General features: G+C 76.6%; 8 protein-coding genes. 5 read left to right on the plus strand and 3 right to left on the minus strand.

The window, feature by feature from the left end; all coding sequences use genetic code 11:
• The first annotated feature begins 31 nt into the window (after positions 1 to 31).
• From ABT238_RS20340 to ABT238_RS20355, 4 genes are all read left to right on the plus strand, one after another.
• Positions 32 to 5,791 carry a type I polyketide synthase gene (locus tag ABT238_RS20340; protein WP_350772181.1) on the plus strand — a complete coding sequence of 1,920 codons (5,760 nt, stop codon included), beginning with the start codon at positions 32 to 34 and terminating at the stop codon, positions 5,789 to 5,791.
• A gap of 32 nt (positions 5,792 to 5,823) precedes the next feature.
• The gene (locus tag ABT238_RS20345; RefSeq protein ID WP_350772197.1) at positions 5,824 to 16,389 is read left to right on the plus strand and encodes a non-ribosomal peptide synthetase; all 10,566 of its coding nucleotides are present in this window, start codon (positions 5,824 to 5,826) and stop codon (positions 16,387 to 16,389) included.
• Positions 16,390 to 16,415: 26 nt separating this feature from the next.
• Positions 16,416 to 17,159, plus strand: coding sequence for a 3-oxoacyl-ACP reductase FabG (gene fabG / locus ABT238_RS20350; RefSeq protein WP_350565558.1), 744 nt, complete (start codon positions 16,416 to 16,418; stop codon positions 17,157 to 17,159).
• A 137-nt stretch (positions 17,160 to 17,296) separates the two neighbouring features.
• Complete coding sequence (locus ABT238_RS20355; RefSeq protein ID WP_350565556.1) at positions 17,297 to 18,316, plus strand: hypothetical protein; 1,020 nt, start codon at positions 17,297 to 17,299, stop codon at positions 18,314 to 18,316.
• Between the two features lie 98 nt (positions 18,317 to 18,414).
• On the opposite strand, the gene ABT238_RS20360 is transcribed toward ABT238_RS20355, so the two are convergent.
• The 3 genes from ABT238_RS20360 to ABT238_RS20370 all read right to left on the minus strand — a co-directional run bounded on the left by ABT238_RS20360 (position 18,415) and on the right by ABT238_RS20370 (position 24,484).
• Positions 18,415 to 19,167, minus strand: a complete 753-nt coding sequence (locus ABT238_RS20360) for a hypothetical protein (RefSeq protein WP_350772234.1) — start codon at positions 19,165 to 19,167, stop codon at positions 18,415 to 18,417.
• Between the two features lie 462 nt (positions 19,168 to 19,629).
• Complete coding sequence (locus ABT238_RS20365) at positions 19,630 to 23,670, minus strand: DEAD/DEAH box helicase (protein ID WP_350772247.1); 4,041 nt, start codon at positions 23,668 to 23,670, stop codon at positions 19,630 to 19,632.
• Between the two features lie 139 nt (positions 23,671 to 23,809).
• Positions 23,810 to 24,484, minus strand: coding sequence for a GbsR/MarR family transcriptional regulator (locus ABT238_RS20370; protein ID WP_502891453.1), 675 nt, complete (start codon positions 24,482 to 24,484; stop codon positions 23,810 to 23,812).
• Positions 24,485 to 24,678: 194 nt separating this feature from the next.
• Between ABT238_RS20370 and ABT238_RS20375 the strand changes: the two genes are divergently transcribed.
• Entirely contained in the window at positions 24,679 to 25,887 is a 1,209-nt protein-coding gene (locus ABT238_RS20375) for a cytochrome P450 (protein WP_350565548.1), read from the plus strand.
• Positions 25,888 to 25,955: the final 68 nt, after the last annotated feature.

Raw genomic sequence — 25,955 nt, forward strand, 5'->3', positions numbered from 1 at the left:
TAGCGACATGAGAGGGCGACAGGAGACCCCGATGCCGGAGATGTCCGAAGAACTCGACCAGATCGCCATCGTCGGGATGGCCGGCCGCTTCCCCGGCGCCCCCGACGTCGACACCTTCTGGAGGAACCTGGAGGAGGGCCGGGAGTCGGTCTCCGTCCTCTCCGAGGAGCAGCTGCGGGCGTCCGGGGTGGATCCCGCGGTGTCCGGCCGGGACGGCTACGTGCGGGCCAAGGGCGTGCTGGAGGGCGCGGACCGCTTCGACGCGGCGTTCTTCGGCTACAGCCCGCGCGAGGCCGAGATCATGGACCCCCAGCACCGGGTGTTCCTGGAGTGCGCCTGGGAGGCCCTGGAGTCCGCCGGGTGCGTGCCGGAGGCGTTCGCGGGCCGGATCGGGGTGTTCGCCGGCGCCGGCATGAACACCTACCTGCTGCACAACGTGACGGCCAACCGGCGGGTCTACGACGCGGCGGGGCCGTACCAGACGCTGCTCGCCTCCGACAAGGACTTCCTGGCCACCCGGGTCGCCTACAAGCTCGGCCTGACCGGCCCGGCGCTGACCGTGCAGACCGCCTGCTCGACCTCGCTGGCCGCCGTCCACCTGGCCTGCCAGAGCCTGCTCGACGGCGAGTGCGACCTCGCGCTGGCCGGCGGGGTGTCGATCGGCTCGCCCCTCGCGCAGGGCTACGCCTACGAGCCGGGCGGCATCCTCTCCCCCGACGGACACTGCCGGCCGTTCGACGCGGCGGCGGCCGGGACGGTGCCCGGCAACGGCGCCGGCGTCGTGGTGCTGCGCCGGCTGGCCGACGCCCGCCGCGACGGCGACACCGTGGACGCCGTGGTGCTCGGCTCGGCGGTCAACAACGACGGCTCGCTGAAGGCCGGGTACACCGCGCCGAGCGTCGACGGCCAGGCCGCGGTGGTCGCCGAGGCGCTGGCGGTGGCCGGGGTGGACGCCGGCTCCATCGGCTACCTGGAGGCCCACGGCACCGGCACCGCGCTCGGCGACCCGATCGAACTCGCCGCGCTCACCCGCGCCTTCCGGGAGACCACCGGGGCCACCGGCTTCTGCGCGATCGGCTCGGTGAAGGGCAACATCGGCCATCTGGACGCCGCCGCCGGGGTCGCGGCGCTGATCAAGACGGTGCTGGCGCTGCGCCGCGAGGCGATCCCGCCGACGCCGCACTTCACCAAGCCCCACCCCGAACTCGACCTGGAGACGGGCCCGTTCTTCGTCAACGACCGGCTGCGGCCGTGGCCCCGGGGCGGCTCGCCGCGCCGGGCGGGGGTCAGCTCCTTCGGCATCGGCGGCACCAATGTGCACCTGGTGCTGGAGGAGGGACCGCCGCCCGAGCCGCTGCCACCGGCGGCGACCGACGGGGACACCCCGGTCCTGCTGCCGCTGTCCGGGCGGACGGGCGAGGCCGTCGCCGAGAGCGCCCGGCGGCTGGCCGACCACCTGGAGGCCCACCCCGCAACGGAGTTGGCCGACCTCGCGCACACCCTGGCGCACCGCCGGCGCGCCTTCGCCCGGCGCCGCGCGGTGGTCGGCCGCGACCGCGCCGAGGTGCTCGCCGCGCTGCGCGCCGTGAGCGCCGCCGGCACCGCCGAGGCCGCCGAGCGGGCCCGGACCGCCTTCCTGTTCCCCGGCCAGGGCACCCAGTACACCGGCATGGCCCGCGGCCTGTACCGCCGCGAGCCGGTGTTCACCGCCGAACTCGACCGCGGCGCCGAGCTGTTCGCCGCCGAGCTGGGCGAGGACCTGCGCGCCCTGCTGTTCCCCGGCCCGGCCGGCGCCGAGGCCGCCGAGGAGCGGCTGACCCGCACCGAGTTCGCCCAGCCGGCCCTGTTCCTGGTCGAGTACGCGCTGGCCCGGCAGTGGGAGGCGCTCGGCGTGCGGCCCGGCGCCATGGCCGGGCACAGCGTCGGCGAGTACGTCGCGGCCTGCCTGGCGGGCGTGTTCCCCCTGGAGGACGCGGTGCGCCTGGTGGCGGCCCGGGGCCGACTGGTCCAGGCGATGCCCGCCGGGTCGATGCTCACCGTCTTCCTGGCCGAGCGGGACCTCGCGCCCTGGCTCGGCGAGGCCCCGGAGCTCGCCGTGGCGGCGGTCAACTCCAGCGAGCTGAGCGTGGTCTCCGGCCCGACCGGGGCGGTGGACGGCCTGGAGCGGCGGCTCAAGGCGGCGGGCCTCCCCTGCCGCCGGCTGCACACCTCGCACGCCTTCCACTCCGCCGCCGTGGACGGCGCCGTCGGCCCGCTGGTGGAGGCGGTCCGCGGGGTGCGGCTGAGCCCGCCGCGGATCCCGTTCTGCTCCGGCGTCACCGGCAGCTGGATCACCGACGAGGAGGCGACCGACCCGGAGTACTGGGGCCGCCACCTGCGCGCGCCCGTCCGGTTCGCCGACGCGGCCGCCCTGCTGCTGGCCGACCCGTCCTGGGTGCTGCTGGAGGTCGGCCCCGGGCACACCCTCGGCGACTTCGTCCGCCGCCACCACGCCTGGCGGGAGGGCCGCACGGTGGTCGGCTCGCTGCGCCACCCGCACGAGCGGGCGGACGACCGGGTCCGGCTGGCGCAGGCCGTGGGGGCGCTGTGGAGCGCCGGGGCGCCCGTCGACCCGGCCGCCCTCGGGCCCGCCGCCGGGCGGGTGCTGCGGCTGCCCGGCCAGGCCTTCCAGCGCGAGCGCTTCTGGGTCGACCCCGACCCGGGCGCCACCGCCGCCGGGCCCGGGCGCCCGGCCGGCCCGGTGCCGGTCGAGGACTGGTTCCGCACGCCCGGCTGGCGGCGCCTGGCACCGGCCGCCGGCCGGCCGGGCCCCGACGGCGCGGCGCTGTGGGTGGTGCTCGGCGCGGACACCGGCCTCGGCGCCGCCCTCGCCGACCGGCTCGCCGGGCAGGGCGCCTCCGTCGTGCGGGTCGCCGCCGACGACGGCCCCGCGCGCACCGACGGGCTGCGCGTCCCCGGCCCGCGGGCCCTCGGCGAGCGCTCCTGGGCGCTGGAGCCGGCCGACCGCGCCCAGCTCGCCGGCCTGCTCGGCGCCCTGGACCTCCAGGACACGGCCGCCCTGCGGCTGGTGCACGCGTTCACCCTGGCCGAGGAGCCGTCCGGCGCCCCCGCGCCGGACGAAGCCCGGCTGGCGGCGGCCCGCCGGCTCGGCCTGGACAGCCTGAGCGCCCTCGCCCAGGCCCTCGGGGACACCCGCCCCGCCGTCCCGGTCACCGTCGACGTGCTGTGCCGGGGCGTGCACGCCGTCACCGGCGACGAGCCGCTGCGCCCCGAGCAGGCCCTGCTGGCCGGCCCCTGCACCGTGCTTCCGCAGGAGCTGCCGGACGTCACCTGCCGCCTGCTGGACGTCACCGGCACCGACCCGCAGGCCCCGGCCGGGGAGTCGGTGCGCGCCGTGCACGCGCTGCTGCTGCGCGGGCCCGGCGAGCGCGACCTCGCGCTGCGCGGCCGGCACTGGTGGGTCCGCGACTTCGACGCCCTGCCGCTGCCCGCCGAGGACGCGCCGACGGACGGCCCGGTGGGCCCGCGCGACGGCGGCGTCTACCTGGTCACCGGCGGTCTCGGCGGCGTCGGCCTGGCCCTCGCCGAGCAGCTGGCGCAGGGAGCCGAGGCCCCCGCCCTCGGCCTGCTCGCCCGCTCCGACTTCCCCGCCGAGGAGGACTGGCCCGGCTGGCTCGCCGCGCACGGCGAGCACGACCCGACCGGCGTCCGGATCCGCCGGCTGATCCGGCTGCGCGAGCGCGGCGCCCGGATCGCGGTGCTGCGCGCCGACGTCACCGACGAGCCGCGACTGGCCGCCCGGATCGCCGAACTGCGCGCGCGGTTCGGCCCGTTGAACGGCGTCGTGCACGCCGCCGGGGCGCCGTCGGCCGGGATGCTGGCGCGCCGCACCCCGGCGGAGGCGGACGGCGTGCTGGCGGCGAAGACCCTGGGCACCCTGCTGCTGGAGCGGCTCACCGCGCACGATCCGCTGGACTTCCTCCTGCTCTGCTCCTCGGTCAGCGCCGTGCTCGGCGGGCCCGGCCAGAGCGACTACGCCGCCGCCAACGCCTTCCTGGACGCCTTCGCCCAGGAGCGGCGCCGGCGGGGCCGGCCGGTCACCTCGCTCGGCTGGGGCACCTGGGAGGGCGTCGGCATGGCCGCCGGGCTCACCGCCCGGCCCGGCGCCGCCGAGGGGGGCGGGCACCCGCTGCTGCGGCCGGTCCGCTCCGAGGGCACCACCCGCGTCTGGGCGACCGAGCTGTCCACCGCGGACAGCTGGATCGTCGACGACCACCGGCTGATGGGCCACGGCCTGGTGCCGGGCACCGCCTATCTGGAACTCGTCCGCGCCGCGCTGGCCGGGCAGGCGGGCGAGCGCGAGATCGAGCTGCACGACGTGCTGTTCATGACGCCGGTGATCGTCCCGGACGGGCAGCGCCGCACGGTGTACACCACGATCGAGGAACGCGACGGCCGGCCGCACTTCACGGTCCGCAGCCGCCCCGCCGAGGACGCGCCGTGGCGCGAGCACGCCGTCGGCTCGGCCTCGTTCCACGAGCGCGGCCCGGACACCGTGCGCGACCTCGCCGAGGTGGAGGCCCGCTGCGAGGTGACCGAGGTCCTGGAGACCGAGGAGGAGATCCGCCGCCGGCTCGGGGTGGAGCGCTTCGAGGAGGGCGGCGGGCCGCTGCGGTTCTGGTTCGGCCCGCGCTGGCAGGTGCTCAGGACCATCCGCACCGGCGGCCGGCGGATGCTCGCCACCCTCCGGCTGGACGACGCCTTCCTCGCCGACCTGGACGCCTACCCGCTGCACCCGGCGCTGCTCGACATGGCCGGCGGGGTCTTCCGGCTGCACGCCGAGGACCCGTACTACCTGCCGCTCACCTACCGGAGCCTGCGGATCCACCACCCGCTGACCGGCACCGTGCACGTGGCGGTGGAGATCGGGCACCCCGCCGGGTCGAGCGGCGAGACGCTCAGCTGCGACCTCGAACTCCTCGGCCCCGACGGCCGGCTGCTGGTCCGGGTGAGCGACTTCACGGTCAAGCGGATCAACGACGTCGACGCGCTGCTGGAACAGATCGGGCGGACCGTCGCGGAGGCCGAGTCGGCGGGCGGCGGCACCGGTGCGGGCGCGGCGCCCGCCGCCACCGGCGCCCTGGCGGCGCTCGTCCGGGGCTTCGGCGAGGCGGACGGCCGGGCCGCCTTCGCCCGGGTGCTGGCGCAGCCCGAACTTCCCGCCCATCTGGTGGTCACCCCGCAGGACTTCGGTGCGCAGCGCCGGCTGGCCCGCTCGATCACCCCCGCCCTGCTGGCCCGGGAGCTGGACCGGCCGGCGCCGGCCGGCGGCAGCCACCCGCGCCCCGCGCTGGCGACCCCGTTCGTGGCGCCGGCCACCGAGCAGGAGGAGGCCGTCGCGGCGCTGTGGCGGGAGGTGCTGGGCGTCGAGGAGGTGGGCGTCGACGACGACTTCTTCGCGCTGGGCGGTCACTCGCTGGCCGCCGTGCGGCTCAACACCCGGATCCAGGGCCGTTTCGGCACCGAACTCGACCTGCGCGACTTCTTCCACTCCCCGACCGTCGCGCACACCGTCCGGCTGCTGGCCGGGGCCGGCGGCGGCGACACCGGGGAGGCCATCGAGGCGCTGAGCCGGGACGCGTCCGCCGAACTCCACGGCCCCGACGACCTCGGCGCCCTGTCCGATCTCGTCGGCCCGGACGACCTCGACGGCCTGTCCGACGCCGAGGTGGAGGCCCGGCTCCGGGCCCTGCTCGCCGAGGAGTCCACCGACCGGGGTGACCAGGAATGAGCGCCCGCGACACAGCCGAGGACGGACCCGCGATGACCACCCCCGACCCCGCCGCCCTGTCCGCCGCCGAGAGGCGCGCCCTGCTCGCCGAACGGCTGCGCCGCAGGCAGGCCGCCGGCCGGCCCCGCCGGCACCGGTTCCCGGCCTCCTTCCCGCAGCAGCGGATGTGGTTCCTGGACCAGTTGACGCCCGGTGACACCGCCTACAACGTCTGCGGCGCCACCCGGATCCACGGCCCGCTCGACCTGGAGCTGTGGCGCCGCGCCGTCTCCGCCATCGCCCGGCGCCACGAGGCGCTGCGCACCACCTTCCGCGAGGTGGACGGCGAACCGGTGCAGGTGGTCACCGAGGGCACCGAGCCGGAGTTCGCCGTCACCGCCTGCGAGCACCTGGCCGGCCCGGACGGCGAGGCGGGCGTACGGGCGCTGGCCCGCGAGGAGTTCGCCCGCCCCTTCGACCTGGCCACCGGCCCGCTGGTGCGGATGCGCTTCCTGCGGCTGGCCGCCGACGAGCACGTCCTGCTGCTGACCATCCACCACATCGCGGGCGACCTCTGGTCCACCTCGGTCTTCCTGGACGAGCTGGTGGCGCTCTACGGCGGCTACGCCACCGGCACCGACGCCGTGCTGCCCGAGCTGCCGATCCAGTACGCCGACTACGCGGTCTGGCAGCGCAAGCGGCTGGAGGGCGACGGCGCGGCGGCCGACCTCGCGTACTGGACGCGGACGCTCGCCGGGGCCCCGGCCGCCCTGGAGCTGCCCGCCGACCGGCCCCGGCCCGCCGTACGGACCACCCGGGGCGGTTCGCGCCCCTTCGCACTCCCCGCCGAACTGATGGAGCACGTCCGGGAGTTCAGCCGCGCCGAGGGCGTCACCCCGTTCATGACGCTGCTCGCGGCCTTCCAGGTGCTGCTGCACCGCTACACCCGGGAGGAGGACGTGGTGGTCGGCGTGCCGGTCGCCAACCGGGGCCGCCCCGAGGTCGAGCGGCTGATCGGCTACTTCGCCAACATGCTGGCGCTGCGCACCGACCTGTCCGGCGCGCCGTCCTTCCGGGAGCTGCTGGCCCGGGTGCGGCCGGTCTGCCTGGGCGCCTTCGCCCACCAGGAGCTGCCGTTCGAGCGGCTGGTGGAGGAGCTGCACCCGCGGCGCGACCTCTCCCGCACCCCGGTGTTCCAGGTCTCCTTCGTCTTCCAGAACATCGCGATGCCCTCCTTCGACGTGGCGGGGCTGCGGCTGGAGCCGATGGAGGTGGAGAGCGGCACCGCCCGCTTCGACCTGGAACTCCAGGTCTTCGACCGTCCCGAGGGCCTGAGCGGCCGCTTCGAGTACAACACCGACCTGTTCGACGCGGCCACCGTCGACCAGCTCGCCGGCCATCTGCGGCTGCTGGTGGAGCGGCTGCTCGCCGAGCCGGACCGCCCGGTCGGCGAGCTGCCGCTGCTCTCGGCCGAGGAGCAGCGGCGGCTGCGCGGGCAGGGGAACGACACCCGCCGCCCGTGGCCCGACCCGGGACTGGTCCACCACCGCTTCGCCGAGCAGGCCGCCCGCACCCCCGGCGCGGAGGCGGTGCGCTACGGCGCCGAGGCGCTGACCTACGCCGAACTGGACGGCCGCGCCGAACGGTTGGCCCGCCGGCTGCGGCGCCGCGGCGTCGGCCGGGACGTCCTGGTCGGCGTCTGCACCGAGCGCTCGGTCGACCTGGTGGTGGCGCTGCTGGCGGTGCTGAAGGCGGGCGGCGCGTTCGTCCCGCTGGACCCGCACTTCCCGCCGGAGCGGATCGCCTTCATGCTGGCCGACTCCGGGCTGCCGGTGCTGCTCACCCAGCGGGCGGTGGCCGGGCGGCTGCCGGCGTCCGGCGCGGAGGTGATCTGCCTGGACGAGCCGGACGCGGAGCCCGCCGCCGGACCGGCCGAGCCCGGACCGGCCGGCGGCCCCGGCGCGCCGGTGGACCCGGCGGACCTCGCGTACGTCATCTACACCTCGGGCTCGACCGGACGGCCGAAGGGCGTGCAGGTCCCGCACCGGGCGCTGGCCAACTTCCTGCGGGCGATGGGCGAGCGGCCGGGCCTGCGGGCGGACGACACCCTGCTGGCGGTCACCACGCACTCCTTCGACATCTCGCTGCTGGAGCTGCTGCTGCCGCTGGTGACGGGCGCCCGGGTGGTGGTCGCCGAGCGCGCCGCGGCGGCCGACGGCGAGCGGCTGGCACGGCTGCTGACCGCCTGCGGGGCGAGCGTCATGCAGGCCACCCCGTCCACCTGGCGGATGCTGCTGGACGCGGGCTGGCGCGGCGCGCCGGGCCTGCGGGCGCTGGCCGGCGGCGAGGCGCTGCCCGCCGGGCTGGCGCGGCGGCTGCGGGCGGGCGGCGTGGAGCTGTGGAACATGTACGGGCCGACCGAGACCACCATCTGGTCGGCGGTGGCCGAGGTGGGCGACGGCCCGATCTCGATCGGCGCGCCGATCGCCAACACCGAGCTGCACGTGCTCGACGAGCGGGGCCGGCTGGTACCGGCCGGGGTGCCCGGGGAGCTGGTGATCGGCGGCGCCGGGCTGGCCCGCGGCTACCTGGGCCGGCCGGAGCTGACGGCCGAGCGGTTCGTCCCGCACCCGTTCGACCCGGACCCGGCGGCCCGCCTCTACCGCACCGGGGACCTGGTGCGCCGGCGCCGGGACGGCGGCATCGAGTTCCTGGGGCGCCTGGACCACCAGGTGAAGCTGCGCGGCTTCCGGATCGAGCCGGGCGAGATCGAGAGCGAGCTGGCCGCCCGCCCGGAGGTCGGCCACGCGGTGGTGACGGTCCGCGAGGACGTCCCCGGTGACCAGCGGCTGGTGGCCTACGTGGTGCCGGCGGCCGAGGGCGGCGCGGGCCCGGCGCAGGAGTGGCCGGACCAGGTCGACGAGTGGCGCCGGATCTGGGACAGCGCCTACGACGGGCCGGACGACGGGCCCGGCGCTCCGGGGGCGGCGCCGGTCCCCGGCGAGGACCTGCGCGGCTGGAACAGCAGCTACACCGGGGAGCCGATCCCGGCCGCCGAGATGCGCGCCTGGGCCGACCGCACCGCCGAGCGGATCCTGGAGCTGCGCCCGCGCTCGGTCCTGGAGATCGGCTGCGGCACCGGCCTGATCCTCCGGCGGGTCGCCCCGCACACGAAGCGGTACTGGGGCACCGACATCTCCGAGGTCGCCCTCGACGGCCTGCGCACGGTGGTCGACGCCGCCGCCGGCGCCCTCGGCGAGGTCGCCCTGCACGCCTGCCCGGCCGACCGGCCGGAGCTCCTGCCCGAGCAGCTGTTCGACGTCGTCGTGCTCAACTCGGTGGTCCAGTACTTCCCCGACGAGCGCTACCTGCTGCGGGTCGTCGAGGGCGCGCTGGCCCGGCTGGCCCCGGGCGGCTCGCTGTTCCTCGGCGACATCCGCAGCCTGCCGCTGCTGACGGCGTTCCACCTCTCGGTCCAGCAGGCGCACGCCGAACCGGGGCTGCCCGCCGCCCAGCTGCTCGCCCGGGCGCGCCGCCGGGCGGAGGAGGACGAGGAACTGGTCCTCGACCCCGCCCTGTTCACCGCCCTGCCACGGCGCTTCCCGGCGATCGGCGAGGTCCGGGTGCTGCCCAAACGGGCCTCCGGCGCCGACGAGCTGACCCGCTTCCGCTACGACGTCCTGCTCACCACCGGCCGCCCCGCCGCCGCACCGGCCGGGGCCGCGTGGCTGGACTGGACGGCCGAGGGCCTGACCGTGGACGCCCTGCGCGAGCGGCTGACCACCGGGCGGCCCGACCTGCTGGCCGTCCGCGCGGTGCCCAACGCCCGGGTCCGGGAACTCGCCGACGCGCTCGGGCGGCCGGAGGAGAGCGGCCCGCCGCCCGCCGCCCGCCCCGGGGCGGTGGACCCCGAGGAGCTGTGGGCCCTCGCCGCCGCCACCGGCTACCGGATCGACCTCGACTGGTCCGGCCACGGCCCCGACGGCGCGCTCACCCTGGTGGCCCGCCGCCGCGGCGCCGACGGCACGCCCGTCCTCGGCCTGCCGCGCCCCGCCGAGCCGCCGCGACAGGAGCCGGACTGGGGCCGCCTGGTCAGCGGCACCCGCCGCCGGCTGGCCCGCCGCCTCGTCCCGGTGCTGCGCGCCGCGCTGGCCGAACGCCTGCCCGGCTACATGGTGCCCTCCGCCTACGTGCTGCTCGACGCCCTGCCGCTGACCCCCAACGGCAAGACCGACCGCGCCGCGCTGCCCGCCCCCGACGGCGGGCGCCGCGACCTCGCCTCGGCCTACCTCGCCCCGCGCGACGAGCGCGAGGAGGCGCTCTGCGCGCTGTTCGCCAAGGTGCTCGGGGTGCCCGCGGTCGGCGTCCACGACAGCTTCTTCGACCTGGGCGGCCACTCCCTGCTCGCCACCCGGCTGGTGTCCCGGATCCGGGCGGCGCTGGGCGCCGAGGTGCAGGTCCGGGCGCTGTTCGAGACCCCGACGGTGGCCGGCCTCGCCGAGCGGCTGGCCGGCCGGGGGCCCGACGGCGCCGGGGCCGCGCCGCCGCGCCCCGCCCTCGGGCCGGAGCCACGGCCCGCCGAACTGCCGCTCTCCTTCGCCCAGCGCCGGCTCTGGTTCCTGGACCGGCTGCACGGCCCCTCCGCCACCGACAACATCCCGATGGCCGTGCGCCTGGACGGCCCGCTGGACGCCGAGGCGCTGCGCGCCGCGCTCGCCGACGTCGTGCGGCGGCACGAGGCGCTGCGCACCGTCTTCCCCGACACCGCCGGCGTCCCGCGCCAGCACGTGCTGCGCCCCGACGCCGGGCGCACCGCGCTGACCGTCACCGAGGTGCCCGAGGCCGACGCCGCGCCCGCCGTCGAGGCCGCCGCCCGCCACCGCTTCGACCTGGCCGGCGAACCGCCGGTGCGCGCCGAGCTGCTGGTGCACGGCCCGCGGCGGCACACCCTGGTCCTGGTGGTGCACCACATCGCCGCCGACGGCTGGTCCGTCGCCCTGCTCGGGCGCGACCTGGCCACCGCCTACACCGCCCGCGCGCAGGGCCGCCCGCCGCGCTGGGCACCGCTGCCGGTCCAGTACGCCGACTACACCCTGTGGCAGCGGCGGCTGCTCGGCGACCAGGACGACCCGGACAGCTCCTGGACCCGCGAACTCGCCCACTGGCGCCAGGCGCTGGACGGCCTGCCGGAACGGATCGCGCTGCCCACCGACCGGCCGCACCCGGCCGCGGCGTCCCGGCGCGGCGGCACCGTCGCCCTGCGGTGGGACGCCGGGCTGCACGCCGCCGTCGCCGGCCTCGCCCGGCGGCACGACGCCAGCGAGTTCATGGTCGTCCAGGCCGCGCTGGCCGCGCTGCTGCACCGGCTGGGCGCCGGGGACGACATCCCGGTCGGGGCGACCGTCGCCGGGCGCACCGACACCGCCACCGAGGAGCTGGTCGGCTTCTTCGTCAACACCCTGGTGCTGCGGGTCTCCACCGCCGGCCGGCCGACCTTCCGGCAGCTGCTGGCGCGGGTCCGCGAGCGCGCCCTGGACGCGTACGCCCACCAGGAGGTCCCGTTCGAGTTCCTGGTGGACGCGCTGCGCCCGGCCCGCTCCACCGCCCACCACCCGCTGTTCCAGGTGATGCTCGCCTGGCAGAACGTCCCGGACGCGGTGCTCGGCCTGCCGGGCCTGACCGAGGAGGTCGTGCCGGCGCACACCGGCGGCGCCCGGATGGACCTGGTGTTCTCGCTGACCGGCCGGCGCACCCCCGGTGACGGCGCGCCGGCCGGGGTGGACGGCGTCGTCGAGTACAACGCCGACGTCTTCGACGCGGCCACCGTGGAGCAGCTGGCCGCGCGGCTGGGCCGGCTGCTGGAGGCCGGCTGCGCCGCGCCGGACCGCCCCGTCGGCGAGGTCGACCTGCTGGCGCCCGAGGAGCGGCACCGGCTGCTGACCGTCTGGAACGCCCCGGCCCCGGCACCGCCGGCCGCCACCCTGCCGCAGCTGTTCGAGGCCCAGGCGGCCCGCACCCCCGACCGGCCCGCCGTGCTGGACGCCGCGCGGGAGCTGACGTACGCGCGGCTGGAGGAGGAGGCGAACCGGCTGGCCCGGCTGCTGATCGACCGAGGGGCGGGCCCCGAACGCCCGGTGGCGGTGGCGCTGGCCCGCACCGCCGCCTCGGTGGTGGCGATGCTGGCCGTGCTGAAGGCGGGCGCCGTCCACCTGCCCGTCGACCCGGACTACCCGGCGCAGCGGATCGGCCTGCTGCTCCGGGACGCCCGGCCGGTGCTGCTGCTGACCGACGCGGAGTCGGCCGGCGCGCTGCCGCCGACCGGCGTGCCGGTGCTGCGCCTGGACGACCCCGGCGTCGCGGCCGAGCTCGCCGCCCGCCCCGCCACCGCGCCGACGGACGCCGACCGCACCGGGCCGCTGACCCCGGCGAACGCGGCGTACGTCATCTACACCTCGGGGTCCACCGGTACGCCCAAGGGCGTGGTGGTCACCCACCGCGGCATCCCCGGCCTGGTCGCCGCGCAGGCCGGGGCCTTCGGCCTGGACGGCGACAGCCGGGTGCTGCAGTTCGCCTCGCCGGGCTTCGACGCCTCGGTGGCCGAGCGCTGCGACGCGCTGCTGACCGGGGCCGCGCTGGTCGTCGTCCCCAAGGAGGAGCTGCTCCCGGGCGAGCCGCTGGCCCGCACCTGCGAGCGGTTCGGGGTGACCAATGTGACGCTGCCGCCCAGCGTGCTGGCCGCCGTGCCGGAGGGCGGGCTGCCCGCCGGCCTGTCCCTGGTGGTCGCGGGCGAGGCCTGCCCGGCGGCGCTGGTCGACCGCTGGTCGGCCGGACGGCGGATGGTCAACGCCTACGGGCCGACCGAGACCACGGTGTGCGCCACCCTGACCGGGCCGCTGTCGCCCGGCGGCGGCGCCCCGCCGATCGGCCGGCCGGTCCCGGGCGCGCGGGTGTACGTGCTGGACGAGGGCCTGCGGCCGGTGCCGCCCGGGGTGCCGGGCGAGCTGTACGTGGCGGGAGCCGGGCTGGCCCGGGGCTACCTGGGACGCCCGGCCCTGACGGCGCGCCGCTTCCCGGCGGACCCGTTCGGCCCGCCCGGTGCGCGCATGTACCGCACCGGGGACCGGGTGCGGTGGCGCCCGGACGGGCAGCTGGAGTTCCTCGGCCGCACCGACCACCAGGTGAAGGTCCGGGGCTTCCGGATCGAGCTGGGCGAGGTCGAGTCGGCGCTGGCCGCGCTGCCGGAGGTGGCGCAGGCGGTGGCGGCGGTCCGGGAGGACCGGCCGGGCCGGCGGGCGCTGGCCGGCTACGTGGTCCCCCGGCCGGGGGCGGCGCCGGACCCGGCGGCGCTGCGGGCCGCGCTGGCCGCGCAGCTGCCGCCGTACCTGGTCCCGGCCGCGGTGGTGGTGCTGGGCGAGCTGCCGCTCACCGCCCACGGCAAGGTGGACCGGGAGCGGCTGCCCGCGCCCGAGTTCGCCGCAGCGGTGGGCTCCGGGCGCCCGCGCACCCCGGCCGAGGAGGCGCTGTGCGCGATCTACGCCGAGGTGCTGGGGCTGGCGGAGGTCGGCACCGGGGACGGCTTCTTCGACCTGGGCGGCGACAGCATCCAGGCGATCCAGGTGGTCTCCCAGGCCCGGGCGGCCGGGCTGGTGATCGGCGCGCGCGACGTCCTCGCCCACCAGTCGGTGGCCGCGCTCGCGGCCGTCGCCGTGCGCGCCGGGTCCGCGGCGGGCGCCGGGTCCCCGGGAACCGGCGAGATCGCGCCCACCCCGATCACCGAGTGGCTGCGCGAACTGGACCTTCCGGACGGCGAGTTCGGTCGGTTCGCCCAGGAGGCGGCGGTCGCCGTCCCGCCGGCCGGGGAGCTGGACCTGCCGCGGCTGGCCGCCGTGCTGCAGGCCCTGGTCGACCACCACGACGTGCTGCGCTCCCGGCCGGCCGTCCGGGCGGACGGGCGCTGGGTGCTGCACGCCGCTCCGGCCGGCGCGGTGCGGGCCGCCGACCACCTGCGGCGGGTGGACGCCGCCGGCCTGGACGCGGACGGGCTGCGGGCGCTGACCGCCGCCGAGGCCGCCGCCGCCCGGCGCCGCCTGGACCCGTGGGCCGGGGTGGTGCTCCAGGCGGTCTGGCTGGACGCCGGGCCGCGCGCGGCCGGACGGCTGCTGCTGGTGCTGCACCACCTGGTGGTGGACGGGGTGTCCTGGCGGATCCTGCTGCCCGACCTGCGGGCCGCCGGTGAGGCGGTGCTCGCGGACCGGCCGGTGCCGCTCGCCCCGGTGGGCACCTCCGTACGGCACTGGGCCGAGCTGCTGACCGAGGAGGCCACCGACCCCCGCCGGCTCGCCGAACTCCCCGCCTGGCAGCAACTGTTGAACGGCACACCACCGCTGCTCCCGCACGGCCCCGAGCCCGACCCGGTCGGGGGAACCGGCCGGCTGCTCCTCACCCTGCCGCCCGGGGCCACCGCCCCGCTGCTCGCCACCGCCCCCGCCGCCTTCCACACCGGCGTGCAGGACGTGCTGCTCGCCGCCTTCGGCATCGCCCTGGAGGAGTGGCGCCGCCGCCGCGCCCCGCACCGGGCGCCGGCCGGCGGGGTGCTGGTCGCCGTGGAGAACCACGGCCGCCAGGAGGAACTCGCCGAGGGGATCGACCTGTCCCGCACCGTGGGCTGGTTCACCGCCGTCCAGCCGGTGCGTCTGGCGGCCGGCCCGCTGGACTGGCCGCAGGTCAAGGCCGCCGGACCGGAGCTGGCCGCCGCCGTGGTCCGGATCAGGGAGCAGCTGGCCGCCCTGCCCGGGGACGGCCTGGGCCACGGCCTGCTGCGCCGGCTCAACCCGCGGACCGCCCCGGCGCTGGCCGAACTGCCCGCCCCGCAGGTGGCGTTCAACTACCTGGGACGCTTCGCCGACGCCGGCCCGGACACCCCCTGGGCGCCGGTCGCGGCCGACGCGGCGCTCGCCCTCGGCGACGCCGACGCCCCGGCCGGACCGCGCACCCACCCGGTGGAGCTCGACGCCGTCACCTACGACGGCCCCGACGGCCCGCGACTGGCGGCCGGCTGGACGTGGGCGCGCGGGCAACTGGACGAGGCCGCGGTGCGCGAGCTGGCCGAGACGTGGTTCGCCGCCCTGCGGGCCGTCGCCGTCTGCGCCGCCCTGCCCGGCGCCGGCGGTCCCCCGCCCGTCCGCCACCCGGCCCGCCCCGCTCGCCGTGCCCGCCCCGCGCGTCCCGGCGGCGCCGTGCCGCGGGCCGACCGCAGCGCGGGCGTGCCGCTCTCCTTCTCCCAGCTGGACATCATGCACCAGCCGGTCGACCCGGAGGCCGCCCACCACAACGTCATCACCGCGACGGTGCTGACCGGCCCGCTCGACCCCGAGGCGCTGCGGGAGAGCCTGGACGCGGTCGTGCGCCGCCACGAGGCCCTGCGGACCCGGATCGTCGAGGACGGCCCCGGCTCCTGGCGCCAGCTGGCCGACCCGGCCGGCCGCTGGCCGCTGGCCACCGTGGACCTGCGCGGCGAGCCCGCGGCCACCCGGCAGCAGGCGCTGCGCCGGCTGGTCGAGGCCGAGGTGGACCGCCCGTTCCGGCTCGCCGAGGGCCCGCTGGTGCGGGGCACCCTGGTCGCCACCGGCCCGGACGCCTGGGTGCTGGTGCTGGTGCTGCACCACATCGTGGTCGACCTGTGGTCCTACGCGCTGCTCGGCCGCGAGCTGCGCGAGCTGTACGCCGCCCGGGTGCTGGGCCGCGAGCCCCGGCTGCCCGAACCGGCGGTCCAGTACCAGGACTGGGCGGCCTGGCAGCGGCGCCGGCTGGCCGACGGCGAGCTCGCCCCGCACATCGCCCACTGGGAGCGGCTGCTGGCGGACCTCCCGGCACTGCCCCGGTTCGAGGCGCCCGAGCACCAGAAGACCGGCGCCGTCGAGGGCTTCACCAGCGGCTTCGTCCTGGCACCGGAGGTCACCGCCGCACTGAAGGAGGCCGCGCACCGCGAGGGCGTGACCCTGTTCATGCTGCTGCTGTCCGCCTTCCACCTGCTGCTGCAGAGCTACGCGGACGGCGGCGCCGACCTCGCGGTGGGCTTCCCGCTGGCCGGGCGGGAGCACCCGCAGACCGAGCAGCTGATCGGCTTCTTCATCAACCCGGTGGTGGTCCGCCCCCGCCCCGCCGACGGCGCCACCGTCCGCGAGCTGCTCGCCGCCGTGCGCGCGGGCGTCCTGGACGCCCACTTGCACCAGGAGGTCCCGCTGCGGTGGCTGCGCCGCGACGCCGGGGAGGACCGCAACCCGCTGCGGCTGCTGTTCAACCTGCTCAACGTCGCCGGCGAGCCGCTGGACCTGCACGGCGTGAGCGCGGCGCCGCTGAACCTGAACATCGGCGACGCCGAGGTGATCCCGGAGCTGATCACCGGGATGCGCCCGCACAACGCCGACCTCTACCTGATGATGCACGAGTCCGGCGCCGGGCTGCGCGGCCTGTGGCTCCACTCCCCGGAGCGGATCGACCCGCACTCGATGGCCGCCATGATGCGCCGGTGGCCGTTCGTGCTGGAGCAGCTGACCCGCCACCCGGACCTGCCGCTCGCCGAGCTGCGCCGCCGCGTGCGCCAGCACCCGGCGTCCTGACCCCTCCCCCTCCCGGAAGGCACGCCATGAACCGCACGACCACCCCCGTCGCGCTGATCACCGGCGGCACCCGCGGCATCGGCCGCGCCACCGCCCTGCGGCTGGCCGAGGACGGCTACGACGTCGCCCTGTGCTACAGCAACGACGCCGAGTCCGCCCGCACCCTGGAGAAGGAACTGCGCGACCTCGGCCGCGCCGCCTACGTGCGCCGCACCGACGTCGCCGACCCCGCCGCCGTCCGCGAGCTGGTCGACGGCGCCGAGGACGCCCTCGGCCCGGTCACCGCCCTGGTCGCCTCCGCGGCGATCCTGCGCGACACCCCGCTGCTGCTGATGGAGGACCAGGACTGGCAGGACGTCGTGCAGGTCAACCTGAGCGGCGTCTACCACGCCTGCCGGGCCGTCATCGACGGCATGGCGCTGCGCCGCCACGGCGCCATCGTCACCCTGTCCTCCGTCGCCGGGATCTGCGGCAACCCCGGCCAGACCAACTACGCGGCGACCAAGGCCGGCATCATCGGCTTCACCCGCTCGCTCGCCCAGGAGGTCGGCCGCCACGGCATCCGCGCCAACGTGGTCGCGCCCGGCTACATCGACACCGGCCTGGTCGCCGAGCTGCCGGAGGAGGCCGTCGAACGCTCCCTCGACCAGGTCGCCCTGCGCCGCCTCGGCCGCCCCGAGGAGGTCGCCGACCTGGTCGCCTTCCTGCTCTCCGACCGGGCCTCCTACCTCACCGGCGAGGTCGTCCGCATCGACGGCGGCTTCCGCTGACCCGCCCTCGCGACACCCGCCGGATGTCAAGCGGGCGCTCGCCGTCTCCGAGGGGTTCGGCGCGCGACCCGCTCGCTCGGCCGACGAGTGAGCGGTGATCGGCGGTAGAGTCCGGCTTCGAGGCCGGGGAGGAACGCATGACAGCCGAGGACGGGGACGGCAGCTCGGAGCAGGAGTCCCAGGACTTCCTCGCCGACCGGCGGGGGCGGTTCCTTCCCCGGCACCTCATCGCCAACTCCGACAGCTCCGACAACTCCGCGACGTGGGCGACGTACCCACGGCCCCTACCAGGACACGCTCCGGCGGTGCGCGAACCTCCGCCCGGACCGGGCGCGGACGCTCCCGGGCGCGAAGACCGCGTCCGGGACTCGGTGACCCTCTGGGACAGGCCGCTGGTCGACCCCCGGCACGTCTGGTGGAACCACAGGCTCGTGCTGGAGTGCCGACCGGACCTGCCGTCGCCGTCCCCGCTCGAACTCGTCTCCAGACGGTTCGAGCCCGGCCTGTGGAGGCTGGCGCGCCGCTACTGGGGGCTCTACTTCCTGCCCCGCACTCTCCCCGGGAAGTACCAGGAGCTCCTACGCCGCGCCCGGGCCGCGGCCCGGGCCGTCGAGGACGCACCCGCCGAGATCCGGGACGAACTCCTCTACCGACCGGAGCCGCTCTCCAGCAGCGAACTGCTCCTCAGGGAACGCCTGCTGCTGCTCGCCCACACGCTGGCCTCCGGGGACGAGGACCCGGAGTTCGACGCGGAGGAGCATTCCCGGTCGCTCATCACCCCCCTCGAAGCACGCGCCGGGGAGGCCTTCGCCCTGGCACTGCGTCAGGCCCGGGCGGTCGACGTGATGATCACGGAGGGCTTGCACCTCCAAGGGGAGATGTACACCGTCGGGCGCCGGAACACCCGGGTCGTCTCGTGCGTGCCGACGGTGGAACGCGTCGTCTGCGACTGCGGCAAGGGCCGCTGGCTGCTGATCCTCATCGACCGGTACGGGGCGATCGGCTGTTCCTGCGGCCGGTTGCGCTGGGAGAGGCGCCTCACGCACGAGGTGATCGAGCGCATGGCCCCCGGCAAGCCGACGCGGTTCCGGCCACCCTTCGACCTCGACAGGATCGCCGCCGAGGCCGGGTTCGGGCCTTTCCGCCGCAGGTGGTGACCATCCCGTGGCCGGCCCGTTCCTCTCCACGACCCGTAGCGACCCCTAGGGACCCGTAACGGCCCGTAGCGGGCGGCAACCGCGCCGACCGCCCGGAGTCAGGCAGGAAGCCGTCCGTCCCCGAACCCGAGCGGTCCTCCCCGGAACCTCCCGGTGTCCCGGTGCCGGCGCCGCACCGCCTCTGCCGCGATCAGCGCCGTCGGGACGGCTGCGGCCGGTACCGTCCACCACGACAGGTCGGCCCAGAACGCGAGCACCGCGGGCGCGCCGCACGCGAGCAGCGTCCGGACGAAGAGCGTCCGGGCCAGGGCGACGGTGCTGGGCCGACCGGTGAGCCGCAGCACGCCCAGGACGACGGCGAGCACCGCGAGCAGCGCGGCGAAGGTGCCCATCCCCGCGGTCAACTGTTCATCGTCGCTGGGCTCGTCGTAGGAGGCCTGCGCGTGGCCGGCGCGCTCCAGGCGCGTCACCCGGCCGCGCCACACCGTGCCTTCCACCCGGTCGCCGGGCTTCAGGCTCCTCAGCACCGGCCCGGCGTCGGCGAACCGCACCTCACCGCTCCAGAACGGCGCGCCGTCCAGTGTCGCCCGGAACTCGGAACTCTTGCCCGCTTCCCGGACGACCGTGCCGGCGACGGTGAACGCGACGGTGCGCACGCACTCCTCGCTCGCCGCGCCCGGGCCGCCGGGCGGGCAGGCGGTGGCGGCCGTGTAGGAGCGGTGCTGTTCGGCGCGGTCCGGCAGCGCGACGCCGAACAGGTACCAGGCGCCCGCCGCCGGGACGAGTGCCGCCGCGGCGAGCAGCGCGCCGCCGGCGCGGGTCAGGGGTGTTGGTGCGGGACGGTGGGTCATGACGGTACTCCCCCCGGTCCGGTGTGCGGCCGGGTACCGTCGCCGGGGCGTGCCGCCCCGTCCCTTCCGGGGTCGGACGGCACAGGGCGGCCGGAGCACCGGTCGGTGTCGTGGTTCTCGGAATTCCGTCCGGCGTGGGCCGAGGCCCTGCGGACGGTGTGCGGAGCCCGGGCGGGCCGGCGTGAAGGGTCGGCGGATCCGCGGTCGCGGCCGGGCCGGGGGCGTGCCGGCGGGCCTTGTGTCGAGTGCACGTACACCACCCCCGGACCGGCCCGCGGACACAGCTGTCCCTTGTTCGCCGACCAGGCTTCCCGGCACTCCTTCGTACACGGTACCGAACTCCCGCCCGGGTCCGCACGCGGATCTTCGAGGGCCCGTCGTGCGGCCGGACAGGTCACGCTTGACGCCGCGTCACCGCCGCACGGAGGACCTGACGCGTGCTCGCCGAACTCCGCGGAGGAGCTACGTGGCGGTCCGCCCCGGGCCGGGTCCGTCGAGGGGCCAGGCGTCGCGGTCGCGGAGGTGGTCGTAGACCGGCAACTCGGCGGCGAGGACGTCGAAGTGCGGCAGCGGCGCCCACAGCGCGCGGTCGCCGATGACGTACAGCCGCCGCTTCGCCCGGCTGGCGGCCACGTTGAGGAGGTGCGGGCTGCCGGCCGCCCAGGCGCGGGCACCGGGGCGGTTGCTGCCGAGGAGGAGGAGCACGACGTCGGCCTCCTTGCCCTGGGCCCGGTGGACGGTGGCGCAGCGTTCGTCCAGCTGCTCGGCGGTCCATCCGGCCTCGGCGCAGGTCTCGCGGGCCTCGCGGACGAGGGCGCGGAAGGGGGCGATGATGCGCAGGCGTTCGGGCGCGACGCCGTGACGGTCGAGCAGGCGCAGGACGAACTCCAGGGCGCGGCGGTCGCGTTCGCCCCAGGGGGCATCGCCGTCGCGGGCGGGGTCGGGGGTGTCGAGCCAGCGGCTGGGGAGGAGGCCGTCGCAGTCTTGGTCGGGGAAGGGCTGCGGATGGGTGCCGTACACCATCAGCCCGCCGTAGGCGACGTCGTTGCTGACGGTGAACATGGGTTCCTCGCAGCGGCGGTGGACGCGCAGGGGCGAGCCGACCCAGACCGTGGACCCGTCGGCGCCGGTGGGGTCGGGCAGGTAGGTGCCGTGGCGGTTGACGCGGTCGGCGACGGCCTGGGCGGAGGTGGCGGAGGGCAGCCACTCCTCGTCGACGCCGTGGGCGAGCAGCAGGCGGCGCTGGAGGGCGCCGGGCATGGTGACGACGGGTTCGAGTTGCAGGGGGTCGCCGACGAGGACGGCCCGGCGGGCGCGCCACAGGGCGCCGACGGCGGCCTGGGGGGTGGCCTGTCCGGCCTCGTCGACGAGGACCCATCCGATGGCGCCCCTGCCGAGGCGGGCGAACATGCTGCCGATGGAGGAGAAGGTCGTGGAGATGACGGGGACGAGGAGGAAGAGGGTCTGCCAGGCGCGCAGGACCTCCTCGTCGGGGACGGGGCCGTTGGTGCCCGTCATGAGTTCCGTCAGGACGAGGAGGTTGCCGCGGACCCGCTTGGCGTTGGCGGCGACGAAGGCGCGGTGCAGGTCCAGGGCGCGCATGAACAGGTCGCTGCGGGCGGTGCACCAGGCCTCGTCGGACCAGGGCGAGCCGAGCTCCTGTTCCCGGTCGTCGAGATGGACCCAGTCCACGGGCAGGGAGGGAAGATCGGTGGCGGCCCGGCGCAGGGCGCGGTGGGCGGTGTCCAGGGCGGCGGTCTCGGCGTCCAGGTCGCTCCGGGCGGCCGCGGCGTCGTGCCGGGCCTGCCGCACGGCCTCCAGCGCGGCGGCCTCTGCCCTCCGGGCGGCGGTCTCGTCCGCACGGGCCCGGTCGGCGGCCGCGGCGGCCGCGTCGAGTGCGGCGGTGGAGCGGGTGTGCAGGTCGGTGGCCGCGAGATCCTCGGCACGGACGCAGCGGGCGAGGTGCTCCTGGGCGTCCTCCAGGGCGGAGCGCTGCCGCACCAGCAGGTCGAGGATCTCGGCCTGGGTGCGTTCGCGCTGCGCCTCGTCGGCCTGGCGTTCGGCGGCGGTCCGGAGCAGGCGGCGCAGCCCGGAGCGCAGGCCCGGTTCGGCGGCGGACGGCGCTTCGTGCCGGGCCGTCAGGGCCTCGACGTACTCGCGGTGGTGGGACGCCCGTTCGCGGGCGGCGGCCAGGTCCGCGCGGGCCTCGGCGAGGGTGGCTCGGGCCCGGGGGACGTCACGGGCCGCGGCGTCGTGCGCGGCTTCGGCGGCGAGGGAGGCGGTGCGGGCGCCGGCGGCGGCCGTGGTGGCGGCGGCGTGCCGGGCAGCGGCCTCCGCCGCACGCCGGTCTGCGTCGGCGAGGCCGGCGTGCAGGGCGTCGAGGCGCCGCGGGCCCCGGTCCTGCGCGGTGTCCGCCAGGGTGGCGGCGAGGCGGATCCGTTCGGCGCGCAGGCGTTCGACCTCGGCCCGGGCGGCCTCGAAGGCGGCGACGGCCTGCGGCCAGGAGGGCACCGGCTGGGCGGTGCCGGTGCCGGCGCCGGTGGTCGCGTCCGCGGTGCGCGCGGTTCGGGTCTTCGGGGTGCTCGGCGCCACCCAGTCCCCCAGGACGGCGTTCATGCCGCGCAGCGGGGGCAGCCCCCGGGCGGTGCGCGCGTCGGCTTCCCGCTCGGGGAGGCGGCCCCACCAGAAGCGCTGGGCGAACTTCGTCCGGTTCGACTTGTTGCCGAGCACGGCGGCCACCAGGCCCCAGGCGGGCGCACCGTCGAGCAGGGCGGATGCCAGGTCGGAGAAGTGGTCGGGGCCGTCGTGCCAGTACTCGTCGAGGGCGGCGGCGCCGGGCAGTTCGGCCGTCACGTTCTCCACGGCGCCGTTGTTGGAGGAGGTGACCACGATCTCGTGGCCGGTGAGCCTGGGGTCGAGCGCCGCGACGAAGCGGGCGTGGCGCCCCTGTCGGTCCTTGCCGCGCCAGGCCCGGCCGACGAAGGCGTCCTCGGGCCGCTCGAAGGAGGCCATCACGGTGGCCCGTTCGACGACGAGGGCGGCGACCAGGTCGCGCAGCATGGTGGTCTTGCCCGTGCCGGGCGGGCCGTTGACGGAGAAGAGGCCTCCGTCGGTCCCCTCCCGGTCGGCCAGCATCCGGTTGACGGCGAACTGCTGGCTGAGCGCGAGCGGGTACTTCGCCTTGGCCGGCCAGCGTCCTGCGGGGACGAGGGCCGGGTCGAGGACGTCCAGGACGGCCCGGCGGTCCTCCCGCAGGTCGGTGCGGGCGTGGACGGCGATGTCGGCGCGGGAGGTCAGGTACGCGTCCAGGGCGGGGCCGAGGCCTCCCCCGCTGTCCGCGCCGTCCTCCAGCGCGGCGCGGACCCGGGTGAGGTCGGGCGGCAGGAGGCTGTTGAGGAACGGCTGCGCGGCGGTGGGCTTCGCGTCGGGATCGCGCGGCAGGCGGACGAGCCGGCTGCAGACGCGGACCGTGCGCGGGTCCAGGCGCTCCTGGACCCCGCAGAGGTGGGCGATCTGGGCGGTCAGGGCGACGAGGTCGGCGAACGCGACGGTCCGCAGGTCGGGGCGGGGCCCGTCGGCGGGTGAGGTTCCGTCGGCGGGTGCGCTTCCTTCGGGCTCCCCCGGTCCCGTCGGCACGGCCGGTCCCGCGGTCCCGACGACGGTCCCGGCGGTCCCGGCGGTCCCGGCGGCTCCGGCCGGCACGGGACGGCGCGCCGCCACCCAGTCCGACACCCTGCGCACCAAGGGATCGGCCGCCCCCTGGATCACGGCCCCGGCCACTTCGCCCAGCAGCATCCCCACCGCCGCCACCGCGGCGCCGCCCAGCACCTCGGCCAGCGCCTGCCGCCAGCCCCGGACCGCCGCGTCGTCCGTGGCCGGTCCCGGCTGGAGTCCGCGCGGACCCTCCGGCAGGGTCCCGCCGGCGGCGTACGCGATCGGCGCGGCGGCCAACCGACCCACCGCCACCTCGAACGCCTCGCCCAGTTCCTCGAAGCCGTCCAGCCACCCGGGCGCCGACGGCCCCGGATCGAACAGCCGGCCCGTCGCCCAGGCGCACGCCGACACCACCGACGTCCCGTCGACCGGCCGCCCGTGCTCGTCCAGGACCAGCGCGAACATCGCGCTCCGCCCCGACAGCACCAGTTCCTCCTGCGGCACCCCCGGATCCGGCTCGGTCCCCGCCGGCAGTGCCGCGATCATCGCCTGACGCAGCAGTTCCAGGTCGAACAGCCCGCCGTACACCTCGTGCCGCCACACCATCCCGCGCGGTGCCCGCCACGGCGCCGTGTCCGGATGCTCCGCCGACCACGGCAGCACCGGCGCGGCCTGCCCCGCCCCCGGCACGAGGTCCACGACGAACGTGTCGGAAGCCCGCGGCCTGCCCGCACGCCGCTTGCGCGGCAGGTCCGGAATGCCCGGCGGGCTGAACAGCTCGATCGCCCGCCAGCACTCCAGCAGGTCGGCCGCCCGCCGCCCCCGCTCCCGCCGCCGCCCCGTCCGCATGCCGCTCCCCCGTGTCGAACCCGCAGCTCACAGCCGCTTCGCGTGCCGATCAACCGTCCGCAGAATCTACCCGACACCGGTCGGCCGGGCCGAGGTCCCCCCGGGGTCGTCCCGAGGAGCACCGGTCCGGGAGCGTGCGTCAGGACAGCAGGCCGCGCCAGCGTTCGGCCGAATCGAGCATGTCCTGGATGACCCGCTCCAGAAACGCGCCCCCCTTGGCCAGCCGCAGCGCCACCGGGCTGTCCGCGCCCCAGGCCTCCACGAGGTCCGTCGCGGCGTGCGCCGTCTCCAGCGTCTGCCGGGAGCTGATCACGATGGACCGGTACCAGGCATCGTCGTCGACCACGTAGACGTCACGGCGCCGTTGAGGATCGCGCTCACGGCGGATGTAGCCGCTCTCGACGAGGGAGTTGACGGCCACCGAGACGGAGGCAGGGCTGACCCCCAGCCTGCGGGCCAGCTCGGCGGCGGTGCGCCTGCCGTCCTCGGACAGCAGCAGGTCGACGTGCACGCGCGCCGTCATCCTCGGCATCCCCGATCTGACCGCCCCCGCCACGATCAGCTCCGCCACCGCGTCGACCACCGGTCCGGGCGCGGGCGGAGCCGGCGGCGTGCCGCGCCGCGCCCGGCGGGCCGCCGCCTGCTGCGCCGCCTGGGGCCGGTAGCCGCTGGCTCCGCCGTTGCGTGCGACCTCCCGGCTGATGGTCGAGGTCGGCCGGTCGAGCCGTCTGGCGATCTCGGCGTAGGAAAGCCCGCCGGCGAGTCCGGCCGAGATGCGCTGGCGCTCCTGCGGGGTCAAGCGTCCTCCTGGCATGCCGGAAGTATTGCCTTCGACGGCATTCATTGCAACGGCGCATTGCATTCGACCGCAGCCTCATTGCATCAATTTATGGGCTTTCACCTGGGAAAATGAGATTTCGACAATTGACGACAGCTTGAACGCAACGTAGCTTTCGAGATATTCCGAACATACTTCGGAAACACCTCCGCACGAGCCGAGGAACGACCATGGGTGAATCCCCGCACACCGTCACGACGTCGCCGACGACCCGCGAATCCGGATGTCCCTTCGCCCCGTCCGCCGAGCTGCTCGAAGCCCGCCGGCACGGCCCCATCAGCCGGTTCACCCACGCCGGCGGACAGCCCGGCTGGCTGATCACCGGCTACGACCTCGTCCGGTCGGTCCTGGCCGACCCGCGCTTCAGCTCCCGCAAGGACCTCATGAACGTCGTCGACTACGCCCTTCCGCCCGCCCCGCCCGGCGAGTTCCTGCTCACCGACGACCCGGAGCACGGGCGCTACCGCAAGCCACTGGTGGGCAAGTTCACCGCCCGGCGGATGCGGCAGCTCACCGAGCGCATCGAGCAGGTCACCGCCGACTGCCTGGACGCCATGGAACAGGCCGGCCCCTCGGCCGACCTGGTGACCGCCTTCGCCAAGCCCGTCCCCGCCATCATCATCTGCGAGCTGCTGGGCGTCCCCTACGAGGACCGGGATTCCTTCCAGAGCCAGATCGAGACCTTCCTCAACGGGGAGAGCGACCCGGACCAACTGATCGCGGCCTACACCTCCACCCAGCGGTACCTCGCCCAGCTGGTCGCCGCCAAACGCGCCCACCCCACCGACGACGTGCTCAGCGACCTCACCGACAGTGACCTCACCGACGAGGAACTGCAGGGCATCGCGCTCATCCTGCTCTCCGCGGGATTCGACACCACCGCCAACACCCTGGCCCTCGGCACCTTCGCCCTCCTCCGCAACCCCGCCCAACTGGCCGCCCTGCGCGCCGACCCCGCCCTCACCGACCAGGCCGTGGAAGAACTGCTGCGCTACCTGACCGTCGCCAAGTCCTTCATGCGCACGGCCCTGGAGGACGTCGAACTCGCCGGCGTGACCGTCGAGGCCGGCACCACCGTCCTCCTGTCCTACAACACCGCCAACCGCGACCCCGACCGTTTCCCCGACCCCCACACCCTCGACCTCCGCCGACAGGACGGCAGCCACCTCGCCTTCGGCCACGGCGTCCACCAGTGCCTGGGCCAGCAACTCGCCCGCGTCGAACTGCGCGTCGCCCTGCGCGCCCTCCTCGACCGCTTCCCCGCCCTCCGCCTCGCCGTCCCCGCCGAGGACGTCCCCCTGCGCCCCGAAGCCGCCGACGTCCACGGCGTCTCGGCCCTCCCCGTCACCTGGACCCCTCTGACGGCCGGCAGCCGGTAGTCTCGGCTGCCGTCGCGTCAATTCCGAACCACCACCGGCCATGACCACCGTTCCCCGCGGGAGGACAC

Origin of the sequence: Kitasatospora sp. NPDC001527 (assembly GCF_040298605.1) — a bacterium.
In the GTDB taxonomy this organism is placed as follows: domain Bacteria; phylum Actinomycetota; class Actinomycetes; order Streptomycetales; family Streptomycetaceae; genus Kitasatospora.